The sequence below is a fragment of the Streptomyces sp. NPDC058291 genome, from assembly GCF_042880855.1.
Lineage (GTDB): Bacteria > Actinomycetota > Actinomycetes > Streptomycetales > Streptomycetaceae > Streptomyces.
Map to the genome: position 1 here is coordinate 34,051 of NZ_JBHVYK010000038.1, position 24,810 is coordinate 58,860.

Here is a 24,810-nt window from a genome sequence, read left to right on the forward strand (position 1 = left end):
ACTCGAACCGGTCGTCGTACTTCCAACGGGGCCCGCGATCTTCGCCCTTTCTCACCGCGCGTTCGGATCGCTTGTCCGCCCGAGGGCGGCAAGGGAAAAGGTGCTTCGGAAGCTGTCTGCGCGGCAGGGCTGGCTTGTCGCTGTTGCCTGTCCCGCATCTCGCCTGCGGGCTGGCGGTCCGCATCCCCTGCGGACTGGGCCGGTTCAACCAGAGGACTCACCTGGTGGCACCCCTCCGCAGATCTCTTGCTCGGAGGTGCCGGCTAGTCGTAGCGCCGGATGTTCGATGTGGAGTTGAAAAGGAACGGCCACTCCGGAGGTCAACCCACCTGGCTGGTAGGCCTCGCCCAGGGCGTCTGTGCTGTCGGGGACCGTGTCCGGCTCCCTCATCCGGCGCCGCCCGCGGGGGCGGTTCCGGGTGGGGGAGCCGGGTCCGAAGACCCGGCGGGGGGGGGTGCGGGCTGTCAGGCCGCGATCGGGAGGGACGCGGCGGCCGGCGGCGCGATGCGCAGCTGCGCGGCGTAGGGGATGAGCGCGTCGACCAGGCGCTCGCGGACCAGCTCGGTGATCGAGGGGTCCGTCGCGAGGATGTCCTCGGCTGCGGCCCTGCGCGCCGCGAAGTCGTGGGCGACCTTCGCCTGTGCGGCCTTCCGGCCCTTCTTGAGGCTGGAGGCGGCGTCCCAGCGGGCCAGCTCGCACGGGGTGACGAACTCGTGCATCTCCAGCGGCGTTCCGAACGCGACGTCCAGGTCGACGTCGCCGAAATCCGGCAGCTCCACCTCGATCGCGGCCAGCAGCTCCTGGGTCTCCATGTCGAAGTCCTCGGTGGCGAGGCTGGCAGCGGGGCGGCTGGTGACGTTCATGGGGTTCCTCTCCCAAGACAGCACGGATGAACTAGGCGAAGTAGATTGACTACTCAATGCCCGATGCGATGACTCTTGCACCGAGAGCGATAGCGGGTCAAGTCCCGAAACCGAGATCAGCTAGATTGACTACTCATTACTGGGGCGGTAGACATCTCCCATGGGAGTCAGCGGCAGGGCGCGCGCCCTCTACCAGCGCATCGCAGACAAGATCCGCTCCGAGATCGCCGATGGCACCCTCGGGCCAGGCGCGCGGCTGCCAACGGAAGCCGAGATCGCTGAGGCGTGGGACACCACCAGATCGACCGCCGTGCAGGGACTGAAGGTCCTCGTCAACGAGGGGCTGATCATCAGTGATCGCCCGCGCGGATATTTCGTCCGCAGCCGACGGCCGATGGTCTACCGGCCCCAAGGCGAGTTCCGGAAGCGCCCGTTGTCCCCGGAGATGGACGGTTTCCTCACCGAGATGGCGCAGGAAGGCCGTGAGGCTAGCCAGCGCATCGAGGTGAGCGTCATCTCGCCCGCGCGCGACGTCCGTGAGCGGCTGAAGCTGAGCGAGGGCGAGCTGGTGGCTGTTCGGCGCCGTATCCGGATCGTCGACGGAGTGCCGTACAACACCAACGACTCCCATTTCCCGCTGAAGTTGGTGCAGAACAGCGAGATCATGAATCCCGACGACATCGCCCGTGGCGCCAACGTCGTGCTGGCTGAGTTGGGGTACGAGCAAGTCCGAGCCCTGGACGAGATCCAGATCCGGATGCCGACGCCCGACGAAGCCGACAGGCTCCAGCTCGGTCCCGGCACACCGGTCGCGGTCCACCTGTGCACGGGGTATACCCAGGACGGCAAGCCGGTGCGCACCGTGATGAACGTCCTGCCGGGAGACCGGCACGTCATCACGTACGAGCGCAGCAAACCGCCCCTCGGCTCCAATCCGGCTATCCGCCCAGCCCGCGAAGACGACCTTGAAACCGTGATCGAGCTCTGGGATCACGCGGCTTCCTGGCTGCGCGATCGCGGGAGCGACCAGTGGCAGTACCCGCCCCGTGCGGAGCGCATCAAGGAGAACATCGCCGCCGGCGAGTGCTGGATCATCGAAGACGACGGTGTCCCCGTCGCCACCATCACCGTTGACGACCACGCAGACCCAGACTTCTGGACGCCTGAAGAAGCCGCTGAGACTGCCCTGTACGTGCACCGCATGGCTGTGCGCCGCGACGTCAGCGGCCTGGAACTCGGATCCTCCATGCTCGACTGGGCAAGCCAACTCGCCGCCGACCAAGGGAAGCAGTGGTTGCGGCTCGACGCCTGGCGGGACAACGAGCGCCTTCACGACTACTACGGCTCCCGCGGCTTCACACACATCCGGACCGTCGAAGCGTCGGGCCGCCGTAGTGGCGCCCTGTTCCAGCGTCCTGCAGGCCACGAGCGCGGACTCGGCCCCAAGCTCACCGTAAGCCCCTGATGCGCCGGCCTGCTGCACCAGGAGCTGCGGGCGGCTCTCGCCTGGGCGCAGAGCCGCCCGCAGTTCCCGGATCATGTGACACCGGTTTTCGACGGTCACGGCGGTCACCGGTCCCTCTTGCTGGAGGGTGTCAGCAGGGACTTCAGGATCAGGCCGGTCACGCTGGTGCTGGCCACCGTGGTGACGATGTCGCGGATCACCAAGAGCAGCACCGATGCGACCAGGCCAGCGGTCAGGATTGCGGCTACACGTATGGCCACGGCACCGGGTCGGCCGCGCGGCGGAGGACCTGCACCAGGTCTCGTGCAGGAGCAGCCGTGTGTCGACGTCGTCCCTGTGAGCGTGAAGTCGACGCTCCGACCATGCGCGTCGGCCACGGTGGGCGATGTGCTGTGGACATGCCGAAGCTGGGTCATCTCGCCCTCCTGGAGAGGAAGTTGGGGGTTCCGGCTGGAGGAGCCGTGACTCCAGGTTTAGGCGTGATCTTCGGTGACTTCTACGGTTGGCGTGTATCCGTCGGTCGGATACACGGACTTGGATACATGGAGGGGGCTCGAAGTGGGGCAACGGCCGAATGTGCTGACGCCGGGTGAGTCGCCCCAGCACCGTCTTGGTTACGTGATCCGGGAGCTGCGCGAGGCGCGCGGTCTGTCCATGCGGGAGCTGGCCGCCAAGACGTTTGTTTCGCACTCCAAGGTGCAGCGATGGGAGAACGGAGACCGCCCTCCGAAGGACCAGGGTGAGGTTGAGCTCATCGACCGCGCGCTCGGTGCTGGTGGGTTCCTGATCGAGCTGTGGCAGGAGATCGGCCGGGGTGTCTCCGAGCCCGGCCATGTATCCGATGCAGGCCCCCATGTATCCGATACATCGCTGGGCCTGGCCACGGCCCTGTCCCAGGCGGCAGCGTCGGACGGCGAGGGGATCTTTGTCCCTCGACGTCTAGACGATGGAACGGTGGTGCTCGTGGCACTCGATCGACGCGCGCTCCTGCGCGCCGGGGCGGGGATCGGTGCAGCAGCGGTGGCTGGCTTTCCCATGCCGGCGTCCGCTGCGGTCACGGAAGATCCGTTCGGCTTCGCCAGAAGTGCGACCGAGACCTGGTCCGGGCTTCGACTGTCGCGCCCTGCCCCGGAGTTCGGTGTCGACTGGCACGCGCTCCTCCCGGGGGGCCGTTCCATGCTCGGCTCCCAGCTCTCGCTCCAGGTCCACCCTGCGCGCCTCGATGGAGGCCGGGTGATCGTGTCTGTGCCTGACCAGCGGCGTGCGGAGGAGTTCCTGGCGCGGCCGCATCGAGGTCTGTTGGTCGGGGCGGTCGAAACCGGTGGCCCTACGAGGTTCTACGCCCTGGACGGCCGCGCGGCCCGTACGAAGCTCACGAGGAACGGCGGAGTGTGCGAAGTCGCCGCCCCCGCCGCCTACGAACTGGATGACCTCACCTACGGAATTCTGTGGGCCGTCAGCAACTACGACGAAGCGCTGCAGGCCGATGACCAGGCTCTGTCCGAGACACGCAGCGATCTCAGGGCGTACGAGCGGCTGTCTGCCTCTGCGGTTAGCAGGGAAGCCGCGCCCGGGCTGAACACCGTCGCCCACATGTGGCTCGGCTCCGATTTCTGCGCTCGCCACATCCTGCGTGCGCTGCCGGATCTGCCGGCGCTGCCCTCGTTCTGGACACGGGAGCAGCGGGGGGAAGAGGCCAGTGCGTGGCTGATCTTCGATCACAAGTTTCCGTACCTTCGGGAGACCACCAAGACGCTCGGTAGTACGAGCACCCGGGCGTTCTGTATTCCGGAGGACGTCGTCCGTTCCTCCCCGCGGTATGAACGGATCCTGTTGTTCCTGGCCGTGGCGTTGATGGAGTCGTTGGGGATCCATGCCCAGTTCACGACCGATCCCGCGTACGAGGCCGTAGAAGGCTTCGTGGTCGCTCCCGACAAGGAGGCGGTGATCGCCAACTGGGTCCGCGGGGACGGGATGTGGCATGTCGACGTGACAGCCCGGTCCTCGGTCGTCCGGGAGTTCACGATCGCGGCCCGCGACGTGAACGCGGACTCGCTCACCGCGGCGCCGACGGCTGCTGGACGGCTCCGTGCTCTTGCGCAGTATCTCGAGCTGCCGTGGTCTTGGCTCATCGAGCGGTGCGGCCAGCTCGCCCGGCACGGATCGTCCGGACTGATCCAGTCCCGCAGCCGACTCGTGTCCGCGGCCGGCATCGATGCTGCGTGCGCGTATGTGGGCTCTCTCCCAGCCGACCACTGACCCACACCACAACCAGATGTCCACGAAGGGGAAACAGACCATGGCTGACAACGTCCGGCGCGTCGCGGTGATCTCGCTCGGCGGCACCATCGCGATGACCGCCCAGACGGACGGCGGCGCGGCGCCGACGCTGTCAGCCGACGACCTTGTCGCGGCCGTACCGGGGCTTGCCAGCACGGGGATTCACGTGGAGGTTCATGATTTCCGCCAGCTTCCCGGTGCCTCACTGGCCTTTTCCGACCTGCTCGAGCTCGCCGTCAAGGTGGAGACGCTCGCGGTCGACGGCGTAGTCGTCACCCAGGGGACGGACACGATCGAGGAGACTGCGTATCTGCTGGACCTCGTCAGCTCCGGGGACACGCCGATCGTGGTGACCGGCGCCATGCGCAACGCGAGTATGGCTGGAGCAGACGGTCCGGCGAATGTGCTGTCCGCAATCCGTGTCGCGGCCAGCACCGAAGCGCGGGGCACGGGGTGTGTGGTCGTGTTCGCCGAAGAGATCCACGCTGCCCGCTGGGTCCGTAAGACCCATGCCACGAGTCCCACGGCCTTCACCTCGTACCCCGGCCCGATCGGCTACGTCGCAGAGAACCGTGTGCGGCTCACGACACGCCCCAGCACCTTCCCGGTGATCGATCCGCATGGTGTCACCGCGCCCGCGCGCACCGCGGTGTTCACCGTCGGGCTCGGAGACGATGGAACGCTCCTGCCCGTGTTGGGTGATCACGTCGACGGCCTGGTGGTCGCAGCGTTCGGAGCTGGGCATGTCCCGATGGCGTGCGTGGATGCACTCAGCGATCTCGCCAAGCGCATGCCCGTCGTCCTCGCTAGCCGCACCGGATCGGGTCCGGTTCTCCGGCAGACCTATGGCTTTCCCGGCTCCGAGTCCGACCTGCTCGGGCGCGGGCTGATCTCCGGCAGCACACTGGACCCGTTCAAGGCGCGCGTCCTGCTGCAGTTGCTCCTGATGACCGCCGCCGACAAGGACCAGATCGCCCAGGCCTTCAGCGCCGTCTCGTAACCGTCCCCCACAACCTCCGGGAACCCGCTTTGCGCAGCTACGAACTGACCACCGGTCGGACCTTCGCCGTGAATTTCGACCACGGCGACGACTTCTTCCCCACCCTTGCCGAGTTCTGCCGCCGCACCGGCGTCCGGCACGGCTACATCCCCATGTTCATCGCGGGGTTCTCCGAGGCGGAGATCGTCGGTGCGTGCGGGAAGCTCGAGGACCCGGAAGCTCCGGTGTGGAGCAAGGTTCATCTGACCGGCGTAGAGGCGATGGGTTGCGGAACACTCGCGTACGACGCTGAGACGGACTCGGTCCTGCCGCACATCCACACTTCCCTGGGAGAGAAGGCTCGATCGGCCACCGGCCACACAAGTCATCTGCTCAGCGCCCGTGTGCAGTTCCTCGTCGAAATGCTCGTAGTCGAGGTCACCGCCCCGGTGATGACCCGCCCCAAGAACCCTGACCTCTACGACGTACCGCTGCTGACCTTCGACGCATGAAGGACACCTGAGGAGCGCACCGTTGACGTATCCGATCCGCATCACCAGCGACAAGGTCATCCTGCGCGAGTTCGCCCTCAAGGACGTCGATGATGTCCTGGCGATCATCGGCGACGACAAGGTCACGACGTGGCTCAGCTTCGACAGCCGCGACCGTGCTCAGGCCGTCGCCATGATCGAGGGAACGATCGAGCGCGCTCAGCAGGAGCCTCGGGCCGAGTTCTACCTCGGGGTGACCGAGCGCGGCGCCGACAGTGTGATCGGATTCGCTCGGATTGGGCTCAGCGGCGTTCAGGCCGGGAAGCTGGGCTACGCCATCGCGGCGAAGGAGTGGGGCCGCGGTTACGCGACGGACGCGGCCCGCACTCTGGTCACGTACGCGTTCAAGGAGCTCGGGCTCCACAGGGTCTCTGCCGCGATCGGCCCGGACAACACCGCCTCGATCGCCGTGGTGCAGCAGCTCGGGTTCGCGCGCGAGGGCGTGCTGCGCGACCACGTCTTCACCAACGGGGCGTGGCGAGAGAGCGTGCTGTTCTCCGTTCTCGCCCATGAGTGGAGCTGGTGATGGCGGGACGCTTCGTGCACTGCGCTGGCCAGACCAAGCTGGACCCGAAACAGGCCCGGCCGCCGCAGGACCTCGGTGCCAGCGTCAGCATGTGGTCGTTCCTCGGTCCGGAGGCGCAGTGATGACGAGGGAGAAGCCGCGCGTACGGCAGGGGTCGGTCGGTAATGGCAAAGATCACTCCCGTCGTGTATCTTTCAGGAGTTCATCGATCTTGAAAGGCTGGGTCATGTCCGACGCGAACCCCTTGGAGCGAGTGGACGCCCTACTCGATGACGTCCTGCCGCCGCCGCGCGTGCGGCAGCAGCTGCGCGTTGCCGCGGGCCTCACCCAGCAGGAGGTCGCGGACGCCGTGGGCGTGAAGCGCCTCGCGGTGGCCCGTTGGGAGTTGGGGCAGACCCATCCGCGGCGGCCTCATCGCGCGGTCTACATGCACCTGCTCAAGCGACTTGCGGAGCGGTTCCCGCAGGCCGCTGAGCCGGATGCGGACATGTTGACGCCGGCCTCTGATTCCAGGGGGTCGGGATGACCTAACGGCCATCGGCCGCGCGCGCCATCAAGGGGACTAGCCACCTCTGGCCTCGCGCGGCCCGTCTCGCCGTCTGGATTGCCACCCAGCGCGGCTGCTCAGATCCCGGACGCCACCGGTCCTGAGCCGCGGCCCATCGAGCCGCTCATTTCTCAGTAACACAACTGCACAACCGCAGGGCCCCTGCCAGGGGGCTTCTGCGATCCCGTTCCGCAGCCCTGCCAGGGGCCTTGGAACACCGGTCGGCCTCGAGGCCGACCGTCCGACCGCAACCCGAGAGAGGTGATCCGCTCCCCAGTTCCGTCCGGCGCCCGCTCCTCACGGAGGGGGCCAACAACTTCACATCCGTTGGTCGCGCCTTCCCGCGTTGCGGGGGGTGGTGCGTCCGTGAATCTGAAAGGTGTCTTGGCCATAGTGCAGCACGTTGGCGCCCCGTGTCAGCTTGACTCTGTCCGTTTCACACCAGTTCGAGCCATCCTCGTTTCTCGCGTGACGAGAAACGCTCCGACAGTTTGCGCAGTTCAGGGCATTCGCCCGGAAGTTCCTCGGGCTTCAGTTTTCACACTCAAAGAGCCCACCGCGATCGGCACTCCGAGCGGCGCTCACGAGGTCTCCTTCCCGTGGGGCGGGACGGGTTTCAAGATTCCTGACCGCCGGGCGGGAGCGTCGGCGGTATCCGCGGCTGAGCAGACTCTGTCCACAGGTGATCTGGTCCATGGTCCTGGGATGGATCATGTTCTGACCTTTCTTCGGGGTGCCCAGTGAGCGCCGTGGCGGCGCCGGTCGCCGCGATGATTCCCGCCCCGCGTCCGTCGGTCGACGATGTCGCGGTCTCCGTGCTGCCCGCGACGCTGTACGTGCCGGAGGCGAGCCAGTGGCTATCGACGTCGACGGGCCGTATCGCGCTGGACGGCTACTCCTGGATGCAGGCGGTCCACTGGGTCGCCGGGTCCGGCCTGTACGAGCCGCGGCGGTACCGGTCCCACGGGCCGCGCAAGTTCGGCGTAACGACCGTGCGCGTCGCCCAGGAGCTCGCGCAGCTGTTCCCGTGCCGCCCGGGCATCGAGTACCTAGTGCGCCGCACCGGCCTGTCCGAGCGCAGCGTGGAGTACCACCTGGGGATGCTGCGGGAGGCGGGGCTGCTCGCGTACATCGTGCGCGGGACCCGGGTGTCCGGCGAGACGGCTCAGGCGAGCGAGTTCGCGCGGATGATCCCGGTGGAGTTCGACGTCGCGCTGGGGATCCGTACGGCGCTGCGGGACGAGGCCGCGCCTGCGTACACGCGTGCGATGACCGGCATTGCGGAGGCCGGCCGGGAGCTGATGGCGAAGCTGGCGAAGCAGGCGGCCCGCAAGGTCCGCAAGCCGCGCAAGAAGTCGTCCTCGAGGGCTCCGGCGAAGGGCTCCCGGAAGGGGGCTGAGCAGGGGGTTGTGACGGCTGTTTCGGATGAGGTCCGTTGCACCCCAATGCAGGTCAGTACCTCAAGTGTTTCCACTGCGGGTACTACTTCCTTCCCCCCTGAGAGCAAGCTCGCAAGCGGGGGGAGCAAGTCACCCATCCCGAAAGAGTCCAAGGCGAAGGCCGGCGGTCGCCGGAAGCTGAACGCCGTCGGACGACGCTTCCAGCTGGCCCGACAGCTCACCCAGGAGCTGGACTGGCTGCGCGGCTGCTCGGTGCCCCGGATCGCCTGGGTGGCACGGAACGTTGCTGATGCCGGATGGACCGTGACCGACGTCCGTGGCTGGCTGCACTTCCGCGGTGAGGCGGCCAAGGTCCGCCGGGGTTCCGGCCTGCTCGCCGTGCTGCTGGCAGGGGCGGAGAACGTCCTGGACACCCCCGAGAAGCGGGCCGAAGCGGTGGAGCAGTGGCGCGGCGCCCAGGAAGCCGCGCGCCGTCACCGCATCCAGCAGGTCCGCGCCCGCACCGAGCGGCACGAGGGCGACTGGCAGGCCCCGTCCAGCCGCGCCGTTAAGCGCGACGTGGAGAAGGCGTTCGCCCAGGTCAGCGCGGTGGCGAGCGGCGGCCGCCGCCAGCACCAGGACCACGCCGCCGACGACCAGGTTCCGCCGCTGGAGCTCAGCAAGCAGGAGCGGGATGACCTGCGCGCCACCGCCTGGGGCCAGTACATGCGGGGCGAGACGGACCTGATCACCGGAACCGTCAACGCCATGGGCCCCGAGGCCGCAAAGCGCATCTACGGCGAGGACCTGGTGCAGCGCGCCCAGCAGCTGGCCAGCGGCGCCCGCAGCTCACACATGACCATCACCCACCGGTAGGAGGCCCAGATGACCGAGACGACGACCCCCCGCGGACAGTCCTCCGCCGACGCCCCGGAGCTGTCCGGCGTCGACCTCGCACGCATCGCGCTGCACCAGGCCCGCGCGGCCGCCAAGAAGCGCGGCGACACCGAGGCCCGCGCGCCGCGCCGCCGCCGTCAGCAGGTCGCGCGGCGCGACGGACGCGAGCCGAGCGGGTTCGCCGCCGTGCTCCAGGCCCTGATGGCCGACCGGGCCTGGGAGCTCCCGGCCGCCGGCGGCAGCGTGCTGGACCGGTGGCCGGAGATCGCGGCCGCCGTCTCCCCGCAACTGCCCGACCACGTGGGCGCGGTCGCGTTCCACCCGGAGACCGGGCAGTTGGACCTGCGCCCCGACTCGTCCGCCTACGCCACCCAGCTGCGGCTGATCAGCGCCCGGATCGTCGCCACGGCGAACAGTGCGGTCGGCACCGACGCCGTGCGCACCATCCGGGTCCTGGCGGTCGGCGCCGCGCCCCAGCCCCGTACGACGGAGCCCGTCCCGGCGGCCGCGGCCGGGCCCGAAGCGCCGGTGAAGACACGGGAGATGGCGTCCGAGGGCTACCGCCAGGCGCTCGCCGCGCACCAGGCTGTCGCGCCCTCGCGGCGGGTGGACCCGGGCATCGCGGAAGCAGTCGAGCGGCAGACCAGGGCGATGCGCGAGCTGAGCCGCCGCGCGTTCCCGGAGCCGGATGTGTCCTCGCAGGAGCTGCCGGCACCGATCGAAGCGGTCCGTGTCCAGCGCCGCCGTGAAGCCGAGGCCACCCGCGCCTTGGCCCTGCGCCGGGCCCGTGCCGAGCGAGCGGCCCGGCAGGAGGGCGCTGCGGCGGGACACCTCGAGGGCGCGGCGGTCGCGGTGGAGCTGGAGCGTACGGCGTGACCAGAAGCTGCGGGTATCGCCGGGTCGGGTGATCGGGGCGTGAGGGCCGCCGTCGACTGCAAGGATCGAAGGCCACGAGAAGGTGAAGGAGACTGACGAGGATGCCGAAGAAGCGCAAGAAGGACCGCAAGGCGCCCGGAAAGCGAGGCTCAGTTCGGACCGCTCCAGCCCAGCGCGCAGATCTGGGGCTCGTGGACTGGGACGACGCCCCGGAGGAGGGCAACGACCCGCTTGAGGCCTTCGCCGAACGGTTTTCCGCTCCCGTTGACGCGGTGAAGGCCGCGCAGGCCGGCGAGCGCGTGGAGTGGACAGGCGAGATCGACGGGTCGAGGATGCGCCACCGTGTCCTCGTGGCCGACGACGGGACCGCGACCGTCGAACAGGCCGTCTTCGTCGGTGGCTCTCTTGAGGAGCTCCTGCTGTGCGCCTGGCACCAGGCGGAGGAGCGGGAGTCGTTGGAGGCCGGGGTGCTTGCCGCCCTGGATGACCTTCACACGGTGATCCGGCCGGTCCTGGAGGCTGAGATCCGCGAGTTCCGTCCCGACTACACGGCGGCTGTTCCGCAGTCTTTCCGTGAGGAGCCGGAACCGTACGGACCGGGTATGCCGGTGTTCGGGTGGCGTCTTCTCCACCCGGTCGGCCCGGACACCACCTGGGAGGACACCCGCGATACCGCCGCGTGGAACACCTCTCAGACCATGTCCGGCTGGCTCGGCTACTACGACCACGTCCCCGAGCTCCAGCGGACCGGACTTGTCGACCTGCTGCGCAAGCACGGTGTTCCCGTCGTGCTCTGCGCGGACTGCGGGCTACCCATCACGGACCGCCACCCGCGGTGGGCCGGCGTCTGGGTCACTCCCGACAGTGAGCACGGCCCCGTGTGCGGAGAACCTCACGCCCGTCCTATCGCCGGCAAGCCACTGCTCGGGACGTTCACCGACGAGGACTTCGGCGGCCCGCACCGTCCCGCTGAGAACACGTGACGGTGACCTTCCGGGGGCGAAACTCATCACTGGAGCCATCTCTTCTACCGGCGGTAGAGTGAGGGCATGGGTGAGCAGGACACGAGCATCAAGACGACAGAGGCCGTCCGGGACCGTCTGCGGGCCCTCGCCAAGGAGCGCGGGACGACGATGAACAACGTCCTGGAGGACCTGGTGCAGCGGGAGCTGACCGCTGAGGAGCGTGAGCAGCGGGCGCAGCTGGCCCTGGAGGAGGTCCGACAGGCCACCGGCGTGACGGTGAGCGATCAAGCGCGCGCCCAGGCCCGCGCGTTCCTCGAGGGCCTCGGGCGGGAGCGATACGCCTCGTGATCCGTGTCCTGTTCGACCACACCTGTATCCGGGCGCTGGCTGAGGGGGACGAATTCCTCAACGGCCTCTACGTAGAGGCCAGTTACGGCTATGCCGAGATCGTGATCCCGGCGCTGTCGGCTGCGGCTGCCGAGCACGAGAAGCCTGGTGCCGGCCAGCACGTGCTGAACCGCAGGTTCACCACGGTCACCGACTTCACCAGCGCCCACTCGGTGGTAGCCGGGGCATGGCGGCGCATGGACTGGCGGATCCTGCATCCGGCGTCGTCCATAATCGTGGCCGCTCAGGCCGGTGAAGAGGCGACCCTTCTGTCGCTGGAACCCGAGCTGTACATCGGCACTGGGGTCGGCCCGCTCAACCCCCTTGAACCATGACAGCCTGGCGCCGGCCAGACCGTCGGCGGGATGCACGCGGGTGAGCACGGCAGGGCCTGGCGATTCCGCCGGGCCCTGCCTCTTGTGGTACGCCCTTCGTCCCACGAGAGTCGTCATCGTCGGACGGAAGGAAGCCCAGTGGCCGACCTGCAAGTCGTTGCCACCTTGGGGAGGGGCCCTGCTGCAACAGGGTTCCTCCAGCGTTCTGCGGTGCCTGTCCGGAGCATTGGACCTGGCCTCTTTCGTACGCGTACGGGCGCGCCGTGGCGCGCGCGTCACGCGCACGTGAGAACGAGTCCAAGCATGAGGGGGATAATTGACCTCCGCAAGCGACTGTAGGCACTTAGTTGCCAATTAAGTCGTATCTGACACCTGACCTGCGGGTTCACCGAGATCGAACGTGATCTCGGAGGGTTATTCAATGCGGACCCGAACCATCCTCTGAACAATTGCGTTCCACCCCTTAAATAACAGAGCGGACTGTTATTTAAGGTTGCCTCCAGTGGGAACTGAATCGGTGGTATCAGGCGTAAGCCTGGGTAACGTGGGATTCGCCGTTCTGTGGCTGCAACCGCTGGCGGTGAACTTCTGTGCCCTGCAAGGCACTTGAGCACGTTGTCCGGAGCACTGTCGAACCTGTCGTCTCGTGGTGGGAGTCAACTTCCTTGTCGTTCCTGCTTCCTGAGCCCGTTCCTGCTGAGCAGAACGGGCCGTGCACGCACATCCCGGCGAGCGCCGCGAAGGCCTCGCCGCTCGTCTCCTTACTGCTGCTGGTCATCCTTCTGGCCGCGCTGGTCGTCCTGCTCGCTCGCGGGATGAAGCTGGAGGAGGCTCTCGCCGTACTGGGCGCCGGCAGTCTGCTGGCTGCCGAACTGCGTCAGCGTCTGCTGTGACCTGAAGCCTGCCGGGGCCCGTCGACACGACGGGCCCCGGCCCTACTTCGGGCTCGGGAAGGAGTGGATGCCGTGGCCCGCCCCATGAACCCCCTGCCGCAGACCGACGACCCGCTCGTGGCCTTCGCACGCGATCTCCAGGCGCTGCGCAAGAAGGTCGGCGATCCGCCGCTGGCGCTGATGGCCCAGCACGCACGCGTCTCGGCTGCGACACTGTCCAACGCACACTCGGGTAAGAAGCTGCCCACCTGGTCGGCCGTCGTCAGCTACGTACTGGCCTGCGGCGGGGACCCTGACGAGTGGAACGACCGCTGGCAGAGCCTGCGTCTGGCGGAAGCCGGGCACGTCGGCGACCTAAGCCGTGAGGCGCTGCGCCGGTGGGAGCGCACCGGCGTACTGACACCCACCAGCCCTGCAGACGAAGCCGAGCTGCGTCAGCTGCTCCAGACGCTGCTGGACTTCAACGAGCTCAGCCACCGCCAGCTCGCCCGTCAGGCGCCCGGCTACTCGCACGTCACCTACGGCGCCGTGCTGCGAGGCGACCGCCCGCTGCGCGCCAAGATCCTCTACCAGATCCTGGTCGGCTGCGGCGTGTACTCACTGCGCAGCCAGGAAGAGTGGTTCAGGGAGCTGAGCCGCTCGTCCTGGCAGGAGGGCGTCGCGGGAGGCAAGCTGCTCGCCCGGGTGGAGCCGAAGCACCGGTACGCCGGCGACATCGACATGAAGCTGCTCAAGGACTTCCTGCACCGGTTGGAGCGCGGCCGCTGGCCGATGGTGGCCGGTGCCGCGCTCTACGAGAACGTCATCGAACTGCGCAACGCATTCGAGGACATGCTGACGCTGCTGCTGGGCTCGATGCGCAAGGCCGGGGTCCGGCTGCCGCAGAAATCCAATGCCGCCTTCAACCGCGTGATCGGCCAACTCACCAGCAACCTGATCCCGGAAGCCGCCGCGATCGCCGCCCTTGTTCCCCTCGCCCTGCCGTTCCAGCCCCGCCTGCAGACCCGGGTCGCCCTGGCCTTGAAGAACGCGGGCGAAGTGCTGAAACAGGCAGACGACGGCGAGCTCACCATGCGCAACGAGCACGGTGTCGTCATGCCCCGCATGAGCATGTGGCCTTTCCTGCCCCGCGACCAGGCGATGGGACGGGTGAGGGCCGCCTCATAGGAGCCGGCCCACTGCGGTGCGGTGCCGTCCAAGTCCGTACGGTCCGCGCGTAAAGAAGCCCGGCGGCGAGGCTGGGGCCAGGGTCAGGCCGCTGGCGGCTGGCTGGAGGGCACGGCCTGGTCGGCGGGCTGGTCCAACTGCTGCTGGCGGCGCCGCTGCTCGTTGCGGTGGTCTTCAACGCGCTGGGTGAACAGCTTCAGGGCCTGCTGCTCCTGGTCCGCGTCGAAGTCGCTGTAGGGGCCGACGCCGAGCGTGAAGGCGTTGGCCTCTTCCTCGATGGCGTCGGCGGTCTGGAGTAGGAAGTAGCTGCGCTCGCGGTACTTGTAGTAGCCGGTGAAGGCGGCCGCCACGGTGACGGTGAAGCCGATGGCGACGATCGTGATGTTCTGCCATGTGAACTGGTTGCGTGTGTCCAGGGCAGCCACGGTGGTCGTGGCTGCGGACCCGATCATGATGAGGTTCTGCAGGGCGTTGTGGACGAGGCGGTACTTGCGGCTATCGTCCCGGTGCTGCTCGATGACCCCGGCGACATCTTCGCGGTAGAGATTGCGCCGTTCCTCCAGCGTCGGGTGGTTGCGAGAGTTGAAGAACCGCAGGACGTCGCGGTTGTTGTCGACGATGTCTTCCAGCTTGGCCAGGCTGAGGGAGCCCCGGCGCGGTGCGGCAATCACGACAACCGCCCCGGAGATCAACAGCACGATGCCGCAGATGATGTCGACCCGGAGGAACCTGGAGGGGGAGCCCCAAGCCAGCACGGTCCACACTAGGCCCGTCAGGAAGGCAACGCTGGCGACGGCCAGCGCCAGGCGCATCACGCGGAGTCTCCGCCTTCGCCGCGCCAGGTTCCGTTCCATCCGCTTCACGTCGATCCGGAGCTCGCGCAGCGTGGACTGATCATTGGCTGCGGCTCGCCGTTGTTCGGCACTGAGCTCTTCTTCGGCGTCGCTCATGCGGCGGGGCGCATCGTCGTCGAGACTGCGGGGCACGAACTCCTCCTCTCCGTGCCGGGTCAGCGGGCGAACGCTTCGGTCAGGCTGATGCGGTAGCCGTCCTCTTCCATCAGCACGACGGTGACGCCGAACGGGTCAGGGTGGTCCAGCTCGATGGGCGTGAAGGAGAAGTCCACCGCAGCCTGGATCGGCGGCACCAGTTCGCCGCCGGGCTGCGGCTCGAGGGCCGGCCTCCAGTCCGGGGCGACTGACGCCCAACCATCGGAGCTGCGGGACAGCAGCTGCTCGGTGTAGGGGAATTGGTGCAACACGTGCCCGGCGCGGGTGGCGAGCACCATGTTCAGGCACGGTGCCGGACCGACGATGGGCAACTCGCAGGCGGTGGCGACATCGTGCGTCTCCCACGCGAGGACGACCTCGTCCGCGCCGGCCGCGGCGGCGATGTTCGCGAGCTCCGCGATCCCGGCGAGCGCGTCCTGGCCGACCTTGAGCGGGCGGACCCAGATCAGCCCGACCAGCTCGCCGCGCACCAGCGGCATCATGAGCGGGCGCGGCACGACCCCTTCGCCCAGCGAGGCGGTGTACGTCTCCTTCGCGACGCCGACCAGACCGTTCCACATCCGCGTGTCCAAGGAGGCCCCCGTATCTCAGCTGTTCGTGATCGCAGCCGACCCTGCCACGTGGAGTGATGCGGTGTCAGGGGGATGATCGGCCAGCCCCTTCAAGCGGCGGGTGCTGGGCTGATGAGAGGCGAGGGCCGTCAGACAGTGCCGTGTGGCGTGAATCACAGCAGGTGTCGGAAAAATGAGTGCCGGATCAGCTCTCTCCCGCTGCAGGTAGGTGAACAGACTTACCCAAGCAACAAAGGAGGCCCGAGATGCCTGCGGATGCAACGCCGGACTCGGCACCCGAGGATGCCGATCAGCGGCCTGCTGCTGCACCGTCCGAGGCAACAGGAGCGCTGCTCGTTCCCTCAGCGCAAGGATGCGGCTCGCCCGAAAACGTTGCGCTCAACGAGCCGGGCGACGCCGGACTCGCAGCGCCGATGGACGGGCCCGACCTGGCCATGGGCGGACCCGACCTGGACCACGCTGTCTTCCCACTGCTTGACGACGCCATCCTGCACTCGGGCAGCCTGGCTGATGTCGTGGACACGGCTTCCTTCATGTCCGGCATCAGTGACGCCCTCCAACCGCTGATCGGCCTCAGCACGATGCTCAGCGAGTTCACCGAGCGGGCGAACTTCGGCCTCGCCCCGGCCCTCGCCGGCCTCGAGCTGGCAGTTCCCCGGCTACCCAACATCGGAGAGATGGTCGGCCAGTCGCTCCTGGACGGACTGACGGCCCACAATGCCGCGCTGTCGGCGATGGCCGGCATGCAGCCCCAAATCCTCTCGCTGTCCGAGACCGTGAACTCGGTACTGCCCTCCGCCTTGAACACGCTGGGACTGCTGGACGGACTCAACCCGGCCAGGGCGGCCTTGTCCGTAATCGAGCCGCAGGTCAACAGCCTGGCGAGCGTGCTGGGACCGGCCGCCCGCCTGGCATCGATGGCTGACACCTTCCAGCCGCTGGTCGGTCTCGGTGAACTCGTTCGTCAGTCGCACTTCGGCCTGGCCCCGGTGTTCGAAGGTCTCCCGGCTCTGGTTCCCCCACTGCCCGGCCTGGCGAAGCTGGCAGAAACGCTCGCACCATGCTTCGCCATCCAGGTGGGAGTGCCGCGGATGATGCAGGAGGTCCTACGCACCCTGGCGCCGATGGCGGACTTCATCGGTGGCCATATGGCCGACCTTTTCGCCGGAGTCCGGTCTGTCGCCGACTGGGCGAAGCGACTGAGGCCGTCCGTCCTTGCCGAGGCCCGCTACGCCTTCGACGCGTATATGAAGGGCGACACGGAGCCGATGAAGGACTTCCTGCGCCGCTGCCTGCGTCTGTGGCCGGTGCTGGAGGACCACTGTCAGGCCCTGGCTGTGGCGATGTTCGAGCGCGCATGGGAGCAGGAGGCCGACCTCACCGACGATCAGTCAGTGCGCAAGGTCCTGGTCCGGTACGCCCGCCAGGGCTGCGACTTTGAACGCGATCACCAGATCCACGGCGCCTCGATCGGTTACATCCCGGAGGGTTGGGAGCAGCCGGACACCGTTCCCGGGCCGGAGGATCTGGTGATCCCCCGCCTCGTTCCCTGGGCACAGCGGTTCGAGACCCCTCCGGTGCGCTACGTGGCAGGCCGGCTCAACGAGCAGGAACAGGCCCTGGTCCGTGCCTGGTCGGAGAACCACCCCATGACGTGGCCCAAAGCGTCGGACCTGGTACAGCAGGATGAGGCGCAAGGAGAGCGGGCCCGACGCAAACTGCACCGCCTCGGCAAGGAGTGGCGCAGGCGCGAGAACAACCTCCAGGAGCTTCCGTGAGTGCGCCGTCCGATCGATCGCAGGAGCCGCTGATGACGGTGCGTGCTGCGGTCATCTTGATGCTGGGCACGCAGATTGCCGTGGCCGCCGGGGCGCTGACCGTGCTGGCAGGAAACGCGTGGGCTGTCGCGGTACTGGCTGCTGGGGGCGCCTTCGCCGGCACTGTCGCCTTCGCTCGGTCCGTGATCGGCTGAACCGGCCCGGGCGAACAGGACGCCCGGGCCGGCGCCGTGGTCACTGCGAAGTACGCAGGTCGTCGCGGCGGGCGGTGACCAGGCCTCGCCATCGCCGACGCGTGTGATGGGCGTCGTCGATCCAGCGCGTCGGTGAGGCTTCCTCGAGGGGCAGGTCGGCCATGAAAGCGGCGATGTCGCTGTAGTAGGCGAAGTCACCGCCGCGGGTGTTCTCGCGCAGCCGGGCGATCGTCGTGGCCACCTGGTCCTGGTCGTCGCGGACCGCGTGGTGGAAGGCGAGGGCGAGGTCCAAGGCGAGCTCGGTGTACGTCACGCCCGCTGTACGGATCTCGGCGCGCAGCACTTGGGCGCGGTCGTCGACGTCGGCGTCGGTGCGGCCGGCGTCGCGGGCGAGCGCCGCGATATGGGTGATCAGGGTCGTGGCGCGCAGATCCACGCCGGCCAGAAGCTGCTCAGCGAGGGCGAGTTCGTCGTCGGCGACGGCAGGGTCGGTGAAGGCGAGGGCGAAGGCGCGGTGCGCCTGGCTGTTGCCGCGCTCACCGGTGACACCGTGGTGTTCGGCTTCGTCGCGTGCGGCGGCGTAGGCGGCGGCGGCGCGCTCCATGTCGCCGTGGGGCCACCAGATGTCGCCTTCGACGCGGTGGTGGCGGCCTTCCCAGCCCAGGGTGTGGGCGGTGGCCAGGGCGGTGGGGAAGTCGCCGGCCATGCGGGCGAGATGGGCGAGTCCGCGGCGGGCGGCAGGGGCGAGGCGGCCTTGGCCGTCGGCGACGGCCTGCATGCCCGTACGGGAGGCCGGGCTGTCCCCGAGGTCGCGGTGGGCCTTGGCCCGGTAGTACAGGGCCATGTGCTGCAGGTCGTCGGGGAGCAGGTGGCTGTCGATGACCGTGGTGAGACGGGCGACGGTGTGCGAGCGGTGCTGGTGCTGGCGGCGTGCGAGCGCGCTGAGGAGTTCGACCAGGGCGTCGGCGGCCGTGTCCAGTCCGGTGCTGTCGGTGTCGGGTGGGGCGAGGGGTTCCCACACGGAGTCGCTGACGTAGGTCCAGGCGGCGGGCGTGAGCCAGCCGAGGTTCAGTCGGTGGTCGCGGGCGAGGCGCAGGCCCTGGCGCAGGAAGGCGATCAGCAGGAGCCGGTCCGGTCCGAGTGCGGCCTGGTGTTGCTCGCCCAGGGCGGTGAAGGCCCGCTGGGCGGCCTGCTGCCAGTCGCGTTCGGTCCAGCGGTCGTCGGTGGTGTCTTCGGCGTTGCGTACGGCGGAGCGGATCAGGCCGTGGAGGTGGAAGGGCCACAGGCCGAAGGGGTTGTCGCGGACGAAGGGCCGCTCGGTCAGCCGCTGGGCGGGGCCTTCGTGGGCGAGGCCAGCGGCCCGGGTGGCGAGGGGGACGTCGAAGGCGTCCAGCAGGCTCACCGAGCGCAGGACGTGCCGTTCGTCGGCGGTGAGGTCGGACAGGGTGCGGGAGACCAGAGCGGGGAAGTCGTGGTCGAAGTCGGCCGGCTGCGGGGTGCGGCCGCTGCGGCGCAGCTCCAGGAACCGGGCGACGGACAGGTCGAGGTACAGGGGCAGGCCGTGCGAGCGGGCGGTGATGACCTGCCGGATGTTCTCGCCGATCAGGGGCCGGCCGTCGCGGGTGAGGCGTCGGGCGAGGTAGTCGTCGCAGTCCTCGGGGGAGAAGTCGCCGATCAGCACCTGCCGTGCCGCGCCGGCGTTGGCGGGGGTGCGGGCTGCGGGCACTGCTGTGTGGGCGAGTCCGGGCCAGGCGGCGGGGCCTGTGTAGTCGAGTTGGCCCTGCAGGGCGGGGTCGGCCCACTGCAGGCGCGAGCGGCCGGTGATCACCCAGAAGGCGTTCGGTAGCAGCCACACCGTTCGCTGGATGAGGCGTTCCAGGTCGCGGCGGGTGCGGTCGCCGATGTCCTCGAACGTGTCCAGCAGCACGACCGGCACGACCTTCTTGCCGTCGGGGAGGCGGGCGAGCTCCCACGCCAGCAGGTGCGGGTAGAAGGACAGGGCGTCCAGGTCGGGTTCGGCCTCCAGCAAGTCCGCCAGCCGGGCGCAGCCCGCCAGGGCCCGTACGGTCTGGCGGCGTTCGCGCAGCGCACCGATGAGGGCGCCGGTGACCTGGCCGACAACCGAGCCGATGGTGCCGGGCAGCATGAGCGCCTGAGCGACGTCGGCGAGCGCGGACTGCATCTGCTGCGGCAGCGCCTGCCCGAACCGGGAGCCCAGCCCGGCGCGGCGCAGGTACTCCTCCAGCGGTTCGCCGGGGTGGTTGGCCTCCCAGTAGCGGCGCAGTGCCAGGTCGAAGGCAGGCAGCGGGCGCCCGACCTTGGTGAGGGCAGCCCGGATCGTCAGCACGATCTGCTCGAAGTCGGTACCGGTCGAGCGGGCGAGGTCGATCCGTACGGGCAGGATCCGGTCGGCCGACCAGCCCGGCGCGCCCCACTGGGAGGGGCGGCGTCCGGCGTCGGCGAGCGCCGCTTCCAGCGTCCGGGACAGGGTCGTCTTGCCGATGCCGCCCACGCCGTGGAAGACGAGCACGTGATTGCGGGGCGCCTCGAGGTCCTCCGGGTCGAAGCCGGGGGCACCGACGTGCTGGAGGTGCTCGGTGAGCGCGGCCGCGACCGTTTCCCACTGCGAGGCGCGGTTCGTGAAGGCCTCCGCGGCCTGCACGCTGCGGTCGTTCGTGCTGAACAGTGCCCTGAGATCCCGGCCGCCTGTCACATCCACCCCCGAAAAATGATCACTCGCAGGTCAACCTATGCCCGCCCTGCGGGATTTGGGGAGCCCGCCCCGCTGCCACGGCCCGACCGGGCGACGGATTCAGGCCTGCCAGCACCTCGGGGCGCGTGGCGGCACCGAACCGGGCAGACGGGCCGGGAGGACAATGACCCATCCGATCAAGATCAGAACAGTGAGGGGTTTGCCATGCCCGGCACACCGGATCAGCCCGACTTCTCCGGCCTGGGCGGGGGCGAGGACCAGCATGCGGCCGACATCGTGCAGGAGGTAGTGCACTGGTACACCGAGCAGATCGCTGCCGCGCGGCGGGCCCCGCTGCCCGATGAGGAGCGCCTTGCGCAGCTGACGGCGGGCCGTACGGCCGCCTACCAGGACCTGCAGCGTCTGGAGGAGGCCGACTCGGAGGAGGAGGAGGACCGCCTTGCTGCGCTCTACGCGGCGCGGCTGAGGGAGCTGGAGTCGTAGACCGTCCGCGGCAGGGGCAGCAGCCGTATGTCCGGGCGGTGCGCGGCGATCCGCAGACGTTGGAACCCGGCGGGCATCAGGGGGCGGGCCAGGGTGGCGATGCCGTCCAGTTCGTCGCGGTGCTGGGGCAGGGCCTTGCGCAGTCCTTGGTAGAGCTGGATGAAGTGGGCGGCTTCCTGCTCGGTGTAGGGGCGCTGCCGTTCGGCGGCCAGCGCCCATGAGGCCCGGCCGGGTGCGGCGGGCTGCTCCTGGCGCAGCAGGGCGTGGCCGTCGCGGCGGATCACCGTCACCGCGGTGATGGCCGGGTGGGTTTCGGCGGCCGCCGTGAGGTCGGCGACGGCCTGGTAGCAGCGGTCGTGCCCGGCGCGGGTGGTGAACCGTCCGGTGATTCCGGTTTGCAGGGCCCGGGCGTAGCGCAGGGCGGTGGCCAGGCGACTGTCCGCTTCCCGCACGGCCAGCACCACCAGCTCCACCGGGTAGCCGGCCCGGGAGCAGGCGAGGGCGCTGTCGAGGACATCGTCCGCGCTGCCCGGGGCGGACTCGATGAGCAGGTCGCCGCGCCGCGTGCGCACGTACTCTTCCGCCTGAGCGAACCACGCTTTGTAGTCGGTGCGGATGGCCGCGCCGGCGCCGCGGGGATCCTGACGGAGCATCTGGCGGTAGTCCGGATGTGCGGCCTTGAAGTCGTCGCCGACCAGCTTGGTCGTGCCGGGCCGCATCGCGCGCCGGACCATCCTGGCGGCCAGCAGCTTGCCCGCCCCGGGCTGGCCGATCACGTACACGGCGCGCGGATCGTCCCGGGGCGTGACGTTCGCCAGAACCGTCGGGGTGATCAGTTCGTCGAAGATCCAGCGGTGTTCGTCGGCGGACAGCCGGTGGTAGGCGACCCCGGGCGGCGCCGCGGTGGGCTGTGCGGCTCGGCGGACCGGCTCGGACCAGGCGGCCGCGCGTTCGCTGTCGCGCTGTACAGCCAGGCGCCTGTCCTCTTCGGTCAGCTCGGTGTGCACGCGCCGGTCGGTGCGGGCCAGTTCACGGCGGAAGACGGCAGTCTCGGGCGCCGTCCAGGGCCGCGCCCGTTCCACCCGCACCGCCCGGTCCGCCGCGGGGCGGCGACGCCAGTCGCCGTCGGGCGTGAGCTCGTTGGCGTACAGCAGAGTGCCGTCGCGCCGTACGACGGTGACGCGGTCGGCGAGCTGTTCGGCCTCGATGACGGCCAGGGTGTTCAGCAGGTTCTTCGCGCAGCTGTCGTGGTTCTCCCAGGACACGTACCGGCCGCCGCCGGTGGCGGCCTCGGTGAGGAAGCGGTCCACGATGCCCAGTTGGCTCAAGGCCTCCGAGGTGGCCACGGCGACGACCTCGATCCGGTGGCCGGCCGCGCGGTAGGCGGTGGAGGAGGCGCGGAAGTCGTCCGGGTCGGCGAGCGCGGACTCCACCACGGCATCGAAGCCCTTCTCGCGGCCGTGGGCTTCGACGGCGGCCTGCCACTGCGCGGTGTCGGGGCGAACCAGGGCTCCGGCCGTACGGACGTCGGCCGCCAGGGCGTGGGCGTAGTGACGGTGGACTGGCTTGTACAGGTCCCGGCCGACCCGCACCGCGCCACCGCGCCGGTCCAGCACCGCCTGGACGAGGTCGGCGATCCACGTCTTACCGGCGCCTGGCTGCCCGGCGACGACGACCACGACCGGTCGGGGCTGGGCGACGGCGTCTTGAGTCGCAGCCGGGAGGATCACGCGGTGCAGCACGTCGAAGCTCTCCTGCTCGGAGAGCACGACCGAGCCCCCATCTCGTCTTGGCACCACGCCTCCTGTCTCCCGCCCCGCGCTGCGCGATCAACCTAACATCATGAGCGATCTATGTGCGAATCGATGAGCGATCCAATGCGCGATTGGTGTAGGGTGTCTAGTGGAGGTGAGCTCTGTGCCCACTGAGAACGAGCTGCTCAGCAACGTGGACGCGTTGCTGGAACAGGTCGCCCAAGACGACCTGCCGCCGCCTGCCGAGCGCAGGCGTCTACGCGAGGCTGCCGGGCTGAGCCAGGCTCAGGTCGCGAAGGCTCTCGACACGCGCCGTGAGGCGGTCGGGAACTGGGAGGCTGGCCGGACCGAGCCGCGGCCGCCGCAGCGCGCCGCCTACGCGAAGCTCCTGGAGAAGCTGGCCGAACGCTTCCCCGCCCCCGAGAGCGAGGCGCCTGGCGAACCTGCCTTGCCGGAGACGTTCGCTGCCGAACCCGTCCCGGCGGCACCGGCCCCGGCTGCGTCGGCGCCGGCCGCCGCGAAGCCGCCCGCCCGACCGGCGGCGAGCACCACCAGGTCGACGTCGACGTCGCGGCGCCCGGGTGCGAAGAAGACCACCGCCACGGCGGCCGCGGTCGACCCGCGCTTCGAGAACGGGCCCCTGGCGGTCGTCGACTGCGAGGACGGGCAGGTGTCGGCGTACTGCGTCGGCGGCCTGGTCCTGGACGTGTCCGCCAAGTCGCTGCCCGCGCTGGTCGATTGGACGATCACCGAAGCTCGCCTCGGTCAGGCCCGCCTGCACCGCAACGGCCGTGACGCCGACCCCGTCCTGGTCCTCACCCCGTCCGCGCTGGAGCGCTACGGCCTGCCCGCCGCCCTGTCGGATGAGGAGCGGCGTGCGGGCCGACTCCCGGACAGCCACAAGGTGGTCAAGCAGATCAAGAAGGCTGAACTGCAGCTCACCCAGCGCGGATTCGGGCCGTGGGCGCGTGTCTACCGCGATCCCGAGGGCTCCAAGCGGCGCTGCGTGCAGCTGTGCATCCCGTCCTGGAACGCGTTGGACGCGCGGGAGTGGGACGACAAGAACGACCCGAAGATCCCGACCATGCACCCCGCGGACCTCGCCCGGTACTTGGGCATGTACGCGCAGCTGGTGACGACGCCGCGCGGCACCCTGTCGACCACCGGCCTCGAGCTGATGACCGCGCTGCGGCCACCGACGCGTGCGGAGAAGGACGAGGCCACCGGCGCGTTCAAGCCCGCGAAGAACGCGGACGCGCTGACGGCGGTGTACGAGCACGTGGAGTGCGAGGTCCCGGACGAGCACCCGCTGCTCAAAGGCAAGTACGAGCGCCACCACCTGCGCACCCCGGACCAGATGCTGATGGAGGAGCCGTACGACTGGTGCCGCGAGCTGACCGATGACGAGTGCATGAAGCCGTACCTGGTGGTGATCGACGTGAACCTCGCGTTCGCGGCGGCCGTCAACGGCCTCACCGTCGGCCTGGGCGGCCCCACCCGCCTCGATCGTCCGGCGTTCGACCCGAAGCTGCCCGGCTCGTGGCTGGTCGACCTGAGCCACATCGACCTGTCCCGCGTGCAGATCAACGGCCGTACGGTCGACGGCGACCGGCTGCCCAGCCCGTTCACGCCGACGGGCGAGCGGCCCACCGGCCCGGCCTGGTACGCGACGCCGACCGTGGCGTACGCGGTGGAGCTCGGCTTCGAGGTCGCGCCGATCGAGGCGCATGTGCGCATGGAGAACGGCCGCTACCTGGACCCCTGGTACAACCGGCTGCGCGACGCGTACGTGGCGGTGATGGAGGAACTGGGCGTCACCACCGCGATGGGCGGCCAGGAGTTCCTGGACGCGATGGCCCGCTCCAAGCAGGTGGACCCGACGCTGGCGCTGCTGGTGAAGGCGATCAAGGCGACTGCGAAGGGCGGCATCGGCAAGCTGAGGCAGCGCAACCGGGGCCAGGTGCCGTACTACGAGCCGTGGCCGGCGCTGAAGCGGGAGACGTGGCGCCCCGACATCCGGGCCGCCGCCCTCGCCAACTTCCGGGTCGGCATCCACCGCAAGCTGATGAAGACCGCCGCCGCGGCCGACCTCTACCCGGTCGCCATCGGCACCGACGCCATCGTCTACCCCTCCACCGGCCCCAGCCCGCTGGACGTCCTGCCGTACACGGACGAGGGCAAGCCCGCGCCGGGCAC

General features: G+C 69.3%; 23 protein-coding genes. 17 read left to right on the forward strand and 6 right to left on the reverse strand.

Annotated elements, in window-relative coordinates:
- Window positions 1–464: 464 nt before the first annotated feature.
- Window positions 465–863, reverse strand: a complete 399-nt coding sequence (locus ACFVYK_RS20330) for a hypothetical protein (RefSeq protein ID WP_389775753.1) — start codon at window positions 861–863, stop codon at window positions 465–467.
- Between the two features lie 160 nt (window positions 864–1,023).
- Here ACFVYK_RS20330 and ACFVYK_RS20335 point away from each other — a divergent pair, with 160 nt between their 5' ends.
- The gene (locus ACFVYK_RS20335; protein ID WP_389775755.1) at window positions 1,024–2,328 is read left to right on the forward strand and encodes a GNAT family N-acetyltransferase; all 1,305 of its coding nucleotides are present in this window, start codon (window positions 1,024–1,026) and stop codon (window positions 2,326–2,328) included.
- A 104-nt stretch (window positions 2,329–2,432) separates the two neighbouring features.
- Here ACFVYK_RS20335 and ACFVYK_RS20340 read toward each other — a convergent pair whose 3' ends face one another.
- Window positions 2,433–2,588, reverse strand: coding sequence for a hypothetical protein (locus tag ACFVYK_RS20340; protein ID WP_389775757.1), 156 nt, complete (start codon window positions 2,586–2,588; stop codon window positions 2,433–2,435).
- Window positions 2,589–2,946: 358 nt separating this feature from the next.
- Here ACFVYK_RS20340 and ACFVYK_RS20345 point away from each other — a divergent pair, with 358 nt between their 5' ends.
- The 12 genes from ACFVYK_RS20345 (at window position 2,947) to ACFVYK_RS20400 (ending at window position 14,110) form a co-directional block, all read left to right on the forward strand.
- Window positions 2,947–4,587, forward strand: a complete 1,641-nt coding sequence (locus ACFVYK_RS20345) for a multiprotein-bridging factor 1 family protein (protein ID WP_389775759.1) — start codon at window positions 2,947–2,949, stop codon at window positions 4,585–4,587.
- 40 nt (window positions 4,588–4,627) lie between these two features.
- Entirely contained in the window at window positions 4,628–5,608 is a 981-nt protein-coding gene (locus ACFVYK_RS20350) for an asparaginase (RefSeq protein WP_389775761.1), read from the forward strand.
- A gap of 29 nt (window positions 5,609–5,637) precedes the next feature.
- Window positions 5,638–6,099, forward strand: coding sequence for a PPC domain-containing DNA-binding protein (locus ACFVYK_RS20355; protein WP_389775764.1), 462 nt, complete (start codon window positions 5,638–5,640; stop codon window positions 6,097–6,099).
- A gap of 22 nt (window positions 6,100–6,121) precedes the next feature.
- Window positions 6,122–6,664: a GNAT family N-acetyltransferase gene (locus ACFVYK_RS20360; RefSeq protein WP_389775767.1), complete on the forward strand. Its 543-nt coding sequence runs from the start codon at window positions 6,122–6,124 to the stop codon at window positions 6,662–6,664.
- A gap of 226 nt (window positions 6,665–6,890) precedes the next feature.
- The gene (locus ACFVYK_RS20365) at window positions 6,891–7,190 is read left to right on the forward strand and encodes a helix-turn-helix transcriptional regulator (RefSeq protein WP_389775770.1); all 300 of its coding nucleotides are present in this window, start codon (window positions 6,891–6,893) and stop codon (window positions 7,188–7,190) included.
- A gap of 791 nt (window positions 7,191–7,981) precedes the next feature.
- Complete coding sequence (locus ACFVYK_RS20370) at window positions 7,982–9,466, forward strand: transcriptional regulator (RefSeq protein WP_389775850.1); 1,485 nt, start codon at window positions 7,982–7,984, stop codon at window positions 9,464–9,466.
- 9 nt (window positions 9,467–9,475) lie between these two features.
- Window positions 9,476–10,363 carry a DciA family protein gene (locus tag ACFVYK_RS20375; RefSeq protein WP_389775773.1) on the forward strand — a complete coding sequence of 296 codons (888 nt, stop codon included), beginning with the start codon at window positions 9,476–9,478 and terminating at the stop codon, window positions 10,361–10,363.
- A gap of 101 nt (window positions 10,364–10,464) precedes the next feature.
- Window positions 10,465–11,346, forward strand: a complete 882-nt coding sequence (locus ACFVYK_RS20380; RefSeq protein ID WP_389775776.1) for a hypothetical protein — start codon at window positions 10,465–10,467, stop codon at window positions 11,344–11,346.
- Between the two features lie 66 nt (window positions 11,347–11,412).
- Window positions 11,413–11,676, forward strand: coding sequence for a hypothetical protein (locus ACFVYK_RS20385; protein WP_389775779.1), 264 nt, complete (start codon window positions 11,413–11,415; stop codon window positions 11,674–11,676).
- Complete coding sequence (locus ACFVYK_RS20390; RefSeq protein WP_389775782.1) at window positions 11,673–12,050, forward strand: PIN domain-containing protein; 378 nt, start codon at window positions 11,673–11,675, stop codon at window positions 12,048–12,050. The genes ACFVYK_RS20385 and ACFVYK_RS20390 overlap by 4 nt, the downstream gene beginning before the upstream one ends.
- 665 nt (window positions 12,051–12,715) lie before the next feature.
- Window positions 12,716–12,943, forward strand: a complete 228-nt coding sequence (locus tag ACFVYK_RS20395) for a hypothetical protein (RefSeq protein ID WP_319104912.1) — start codon at window positions 12,716–12,718, stop codon at window positions 12,941–12,943.
- A gap of 72 nt (window positions 12,944–13,015) precedes the next feature.
- Window positions 13,016–14,110 (forward strand): hypothetical protein, encoded by a 1,095-nt coding sequence (locus ACFVYK_RS20400; protein ID WP_389775785.1) that lies wholly within the window; start codon window positions 13,016–13,018, stop codon window positions 14,108–14,110.
- A gap of 83 nt (window positions 14,111–14,193) precedes the next feature.
- Here ACFVYK_RS20400 and ACFVYK_RS20405 read toward each other — a convergent pair whose 3' ends face one another.
- Entirely contained in the window at window positions 14,194–15,096 is a 903-nt protein-coding gene (locus ACFVYK_RS20405) for a DUF4231 domain-containing protein (RefSeq protein ID WP_389775788.1), read from the reverse strand.
- Window positions 15,097–15,119: 23 nt separating this feature from the next.
- Window positions 15,120–15,680, reverse strand: coding sequence for a hypothetical protein (locus ACFVYK_RS20410; RefSeq protein WP_389775853.1), 561 nt, complete (start codon window positions 15,678–15,680; stop codon window positions 15,120–15,122).
- Between the two features lie 257 nt (window positions 15,681–15,937).
- On the opposite strand from ACFVYK_RS20410, the gene ACFVYK_RS20415 reads away from it, so the two are divergent.
- Window positions 15,938–17,470 (forward strand): hypothetical protein, encoded by a 1,533-nt coding sequence (locus tag ACFVYK_RS20415; protein WP_389775791.1) that lies wholly within the window; start codon window positions 15,938–15,940, stop codon window positions 17,468–17,470.
- Entirely contained in the window at window positions 17,467–17,664 is a 198-nt protein-coding gene (locus tag ACFVYK_RS20420) for a hypothetical protein (protein ID WP_389775793.1), read from the forward strand. Before ACFVYK_RS20415 ends, ACFVYK_RS20420 begins: the two co-directional genes overlap by 4 nt.
- Window positions 17,665–17,704: 40 nt before the next feature.
- Here ACFVYK_RS20420 and ACFVYK_RS20425 read toward each other — a convergent pair whose 3' ends face one another.
- Window positions 17,705–20,377: a tetratricopeptide repeat protein gene (locus ACFVYK_RS20425; protein WP_389775856.1), complete on the reverse strand. Its 2,673-nt coding sequence runs from the start codon at window positions 20,375–20,377 to the stop codon at window positions 17,705–17,707.
- Window positions 20,378–20,581: 204 nt separating this feature from the next.
- Between ACFVYK_RS20425 and ACFVYK_RS20430 the strand changes: the two genes are divergently transcribed.
- The gene (locus ACFVYK_RS20430) at window positions 20,582–20,860 is read left to right on the forward strand and encodes a hypothetical protein (RefSeq protein WP_389775796.1); all 279 of its coding nucleotides are present in this window, start codon (window positions 20,582–20,584) and stop codon (window positions 20,858–20,860) included.
- Here ACFVYK_RS20430 and ACFVYK_RS20435 read toward each other — a convergent pair.
- Window positions 20,827–22,656 carry a zeta toxin family protein gene (locus ACFVYK_RS20435; RefSeq protein WP_389775799.1) on the reverse strand — a complete coding sequence of 610 codons (1,830 nt, stop codon included), beginning with the start codon at window positions 22,654–22,656 and terminating at the stop codon, window positions 20,827–20,829. The two genes, ACFVYK_RS20430 and ACFVYK_RS20435, sit on opposite strands and share 34 nt — an antisense overlap.
- 121 nt (window positions 22,657–22,777) lie before the next feature.
- Here ACFVYK_RS20435 and tap point away from each other — a divergent pair.
- Window positions 22,778–24,810, forward strand: a 2,033-nt coding sequence (gene tap, locus ACFVYK_RS20440) for a telomere-associated protein Tap (protein WP_389775802.1), incomplete at its 3' end; no start/stop codon positions are given.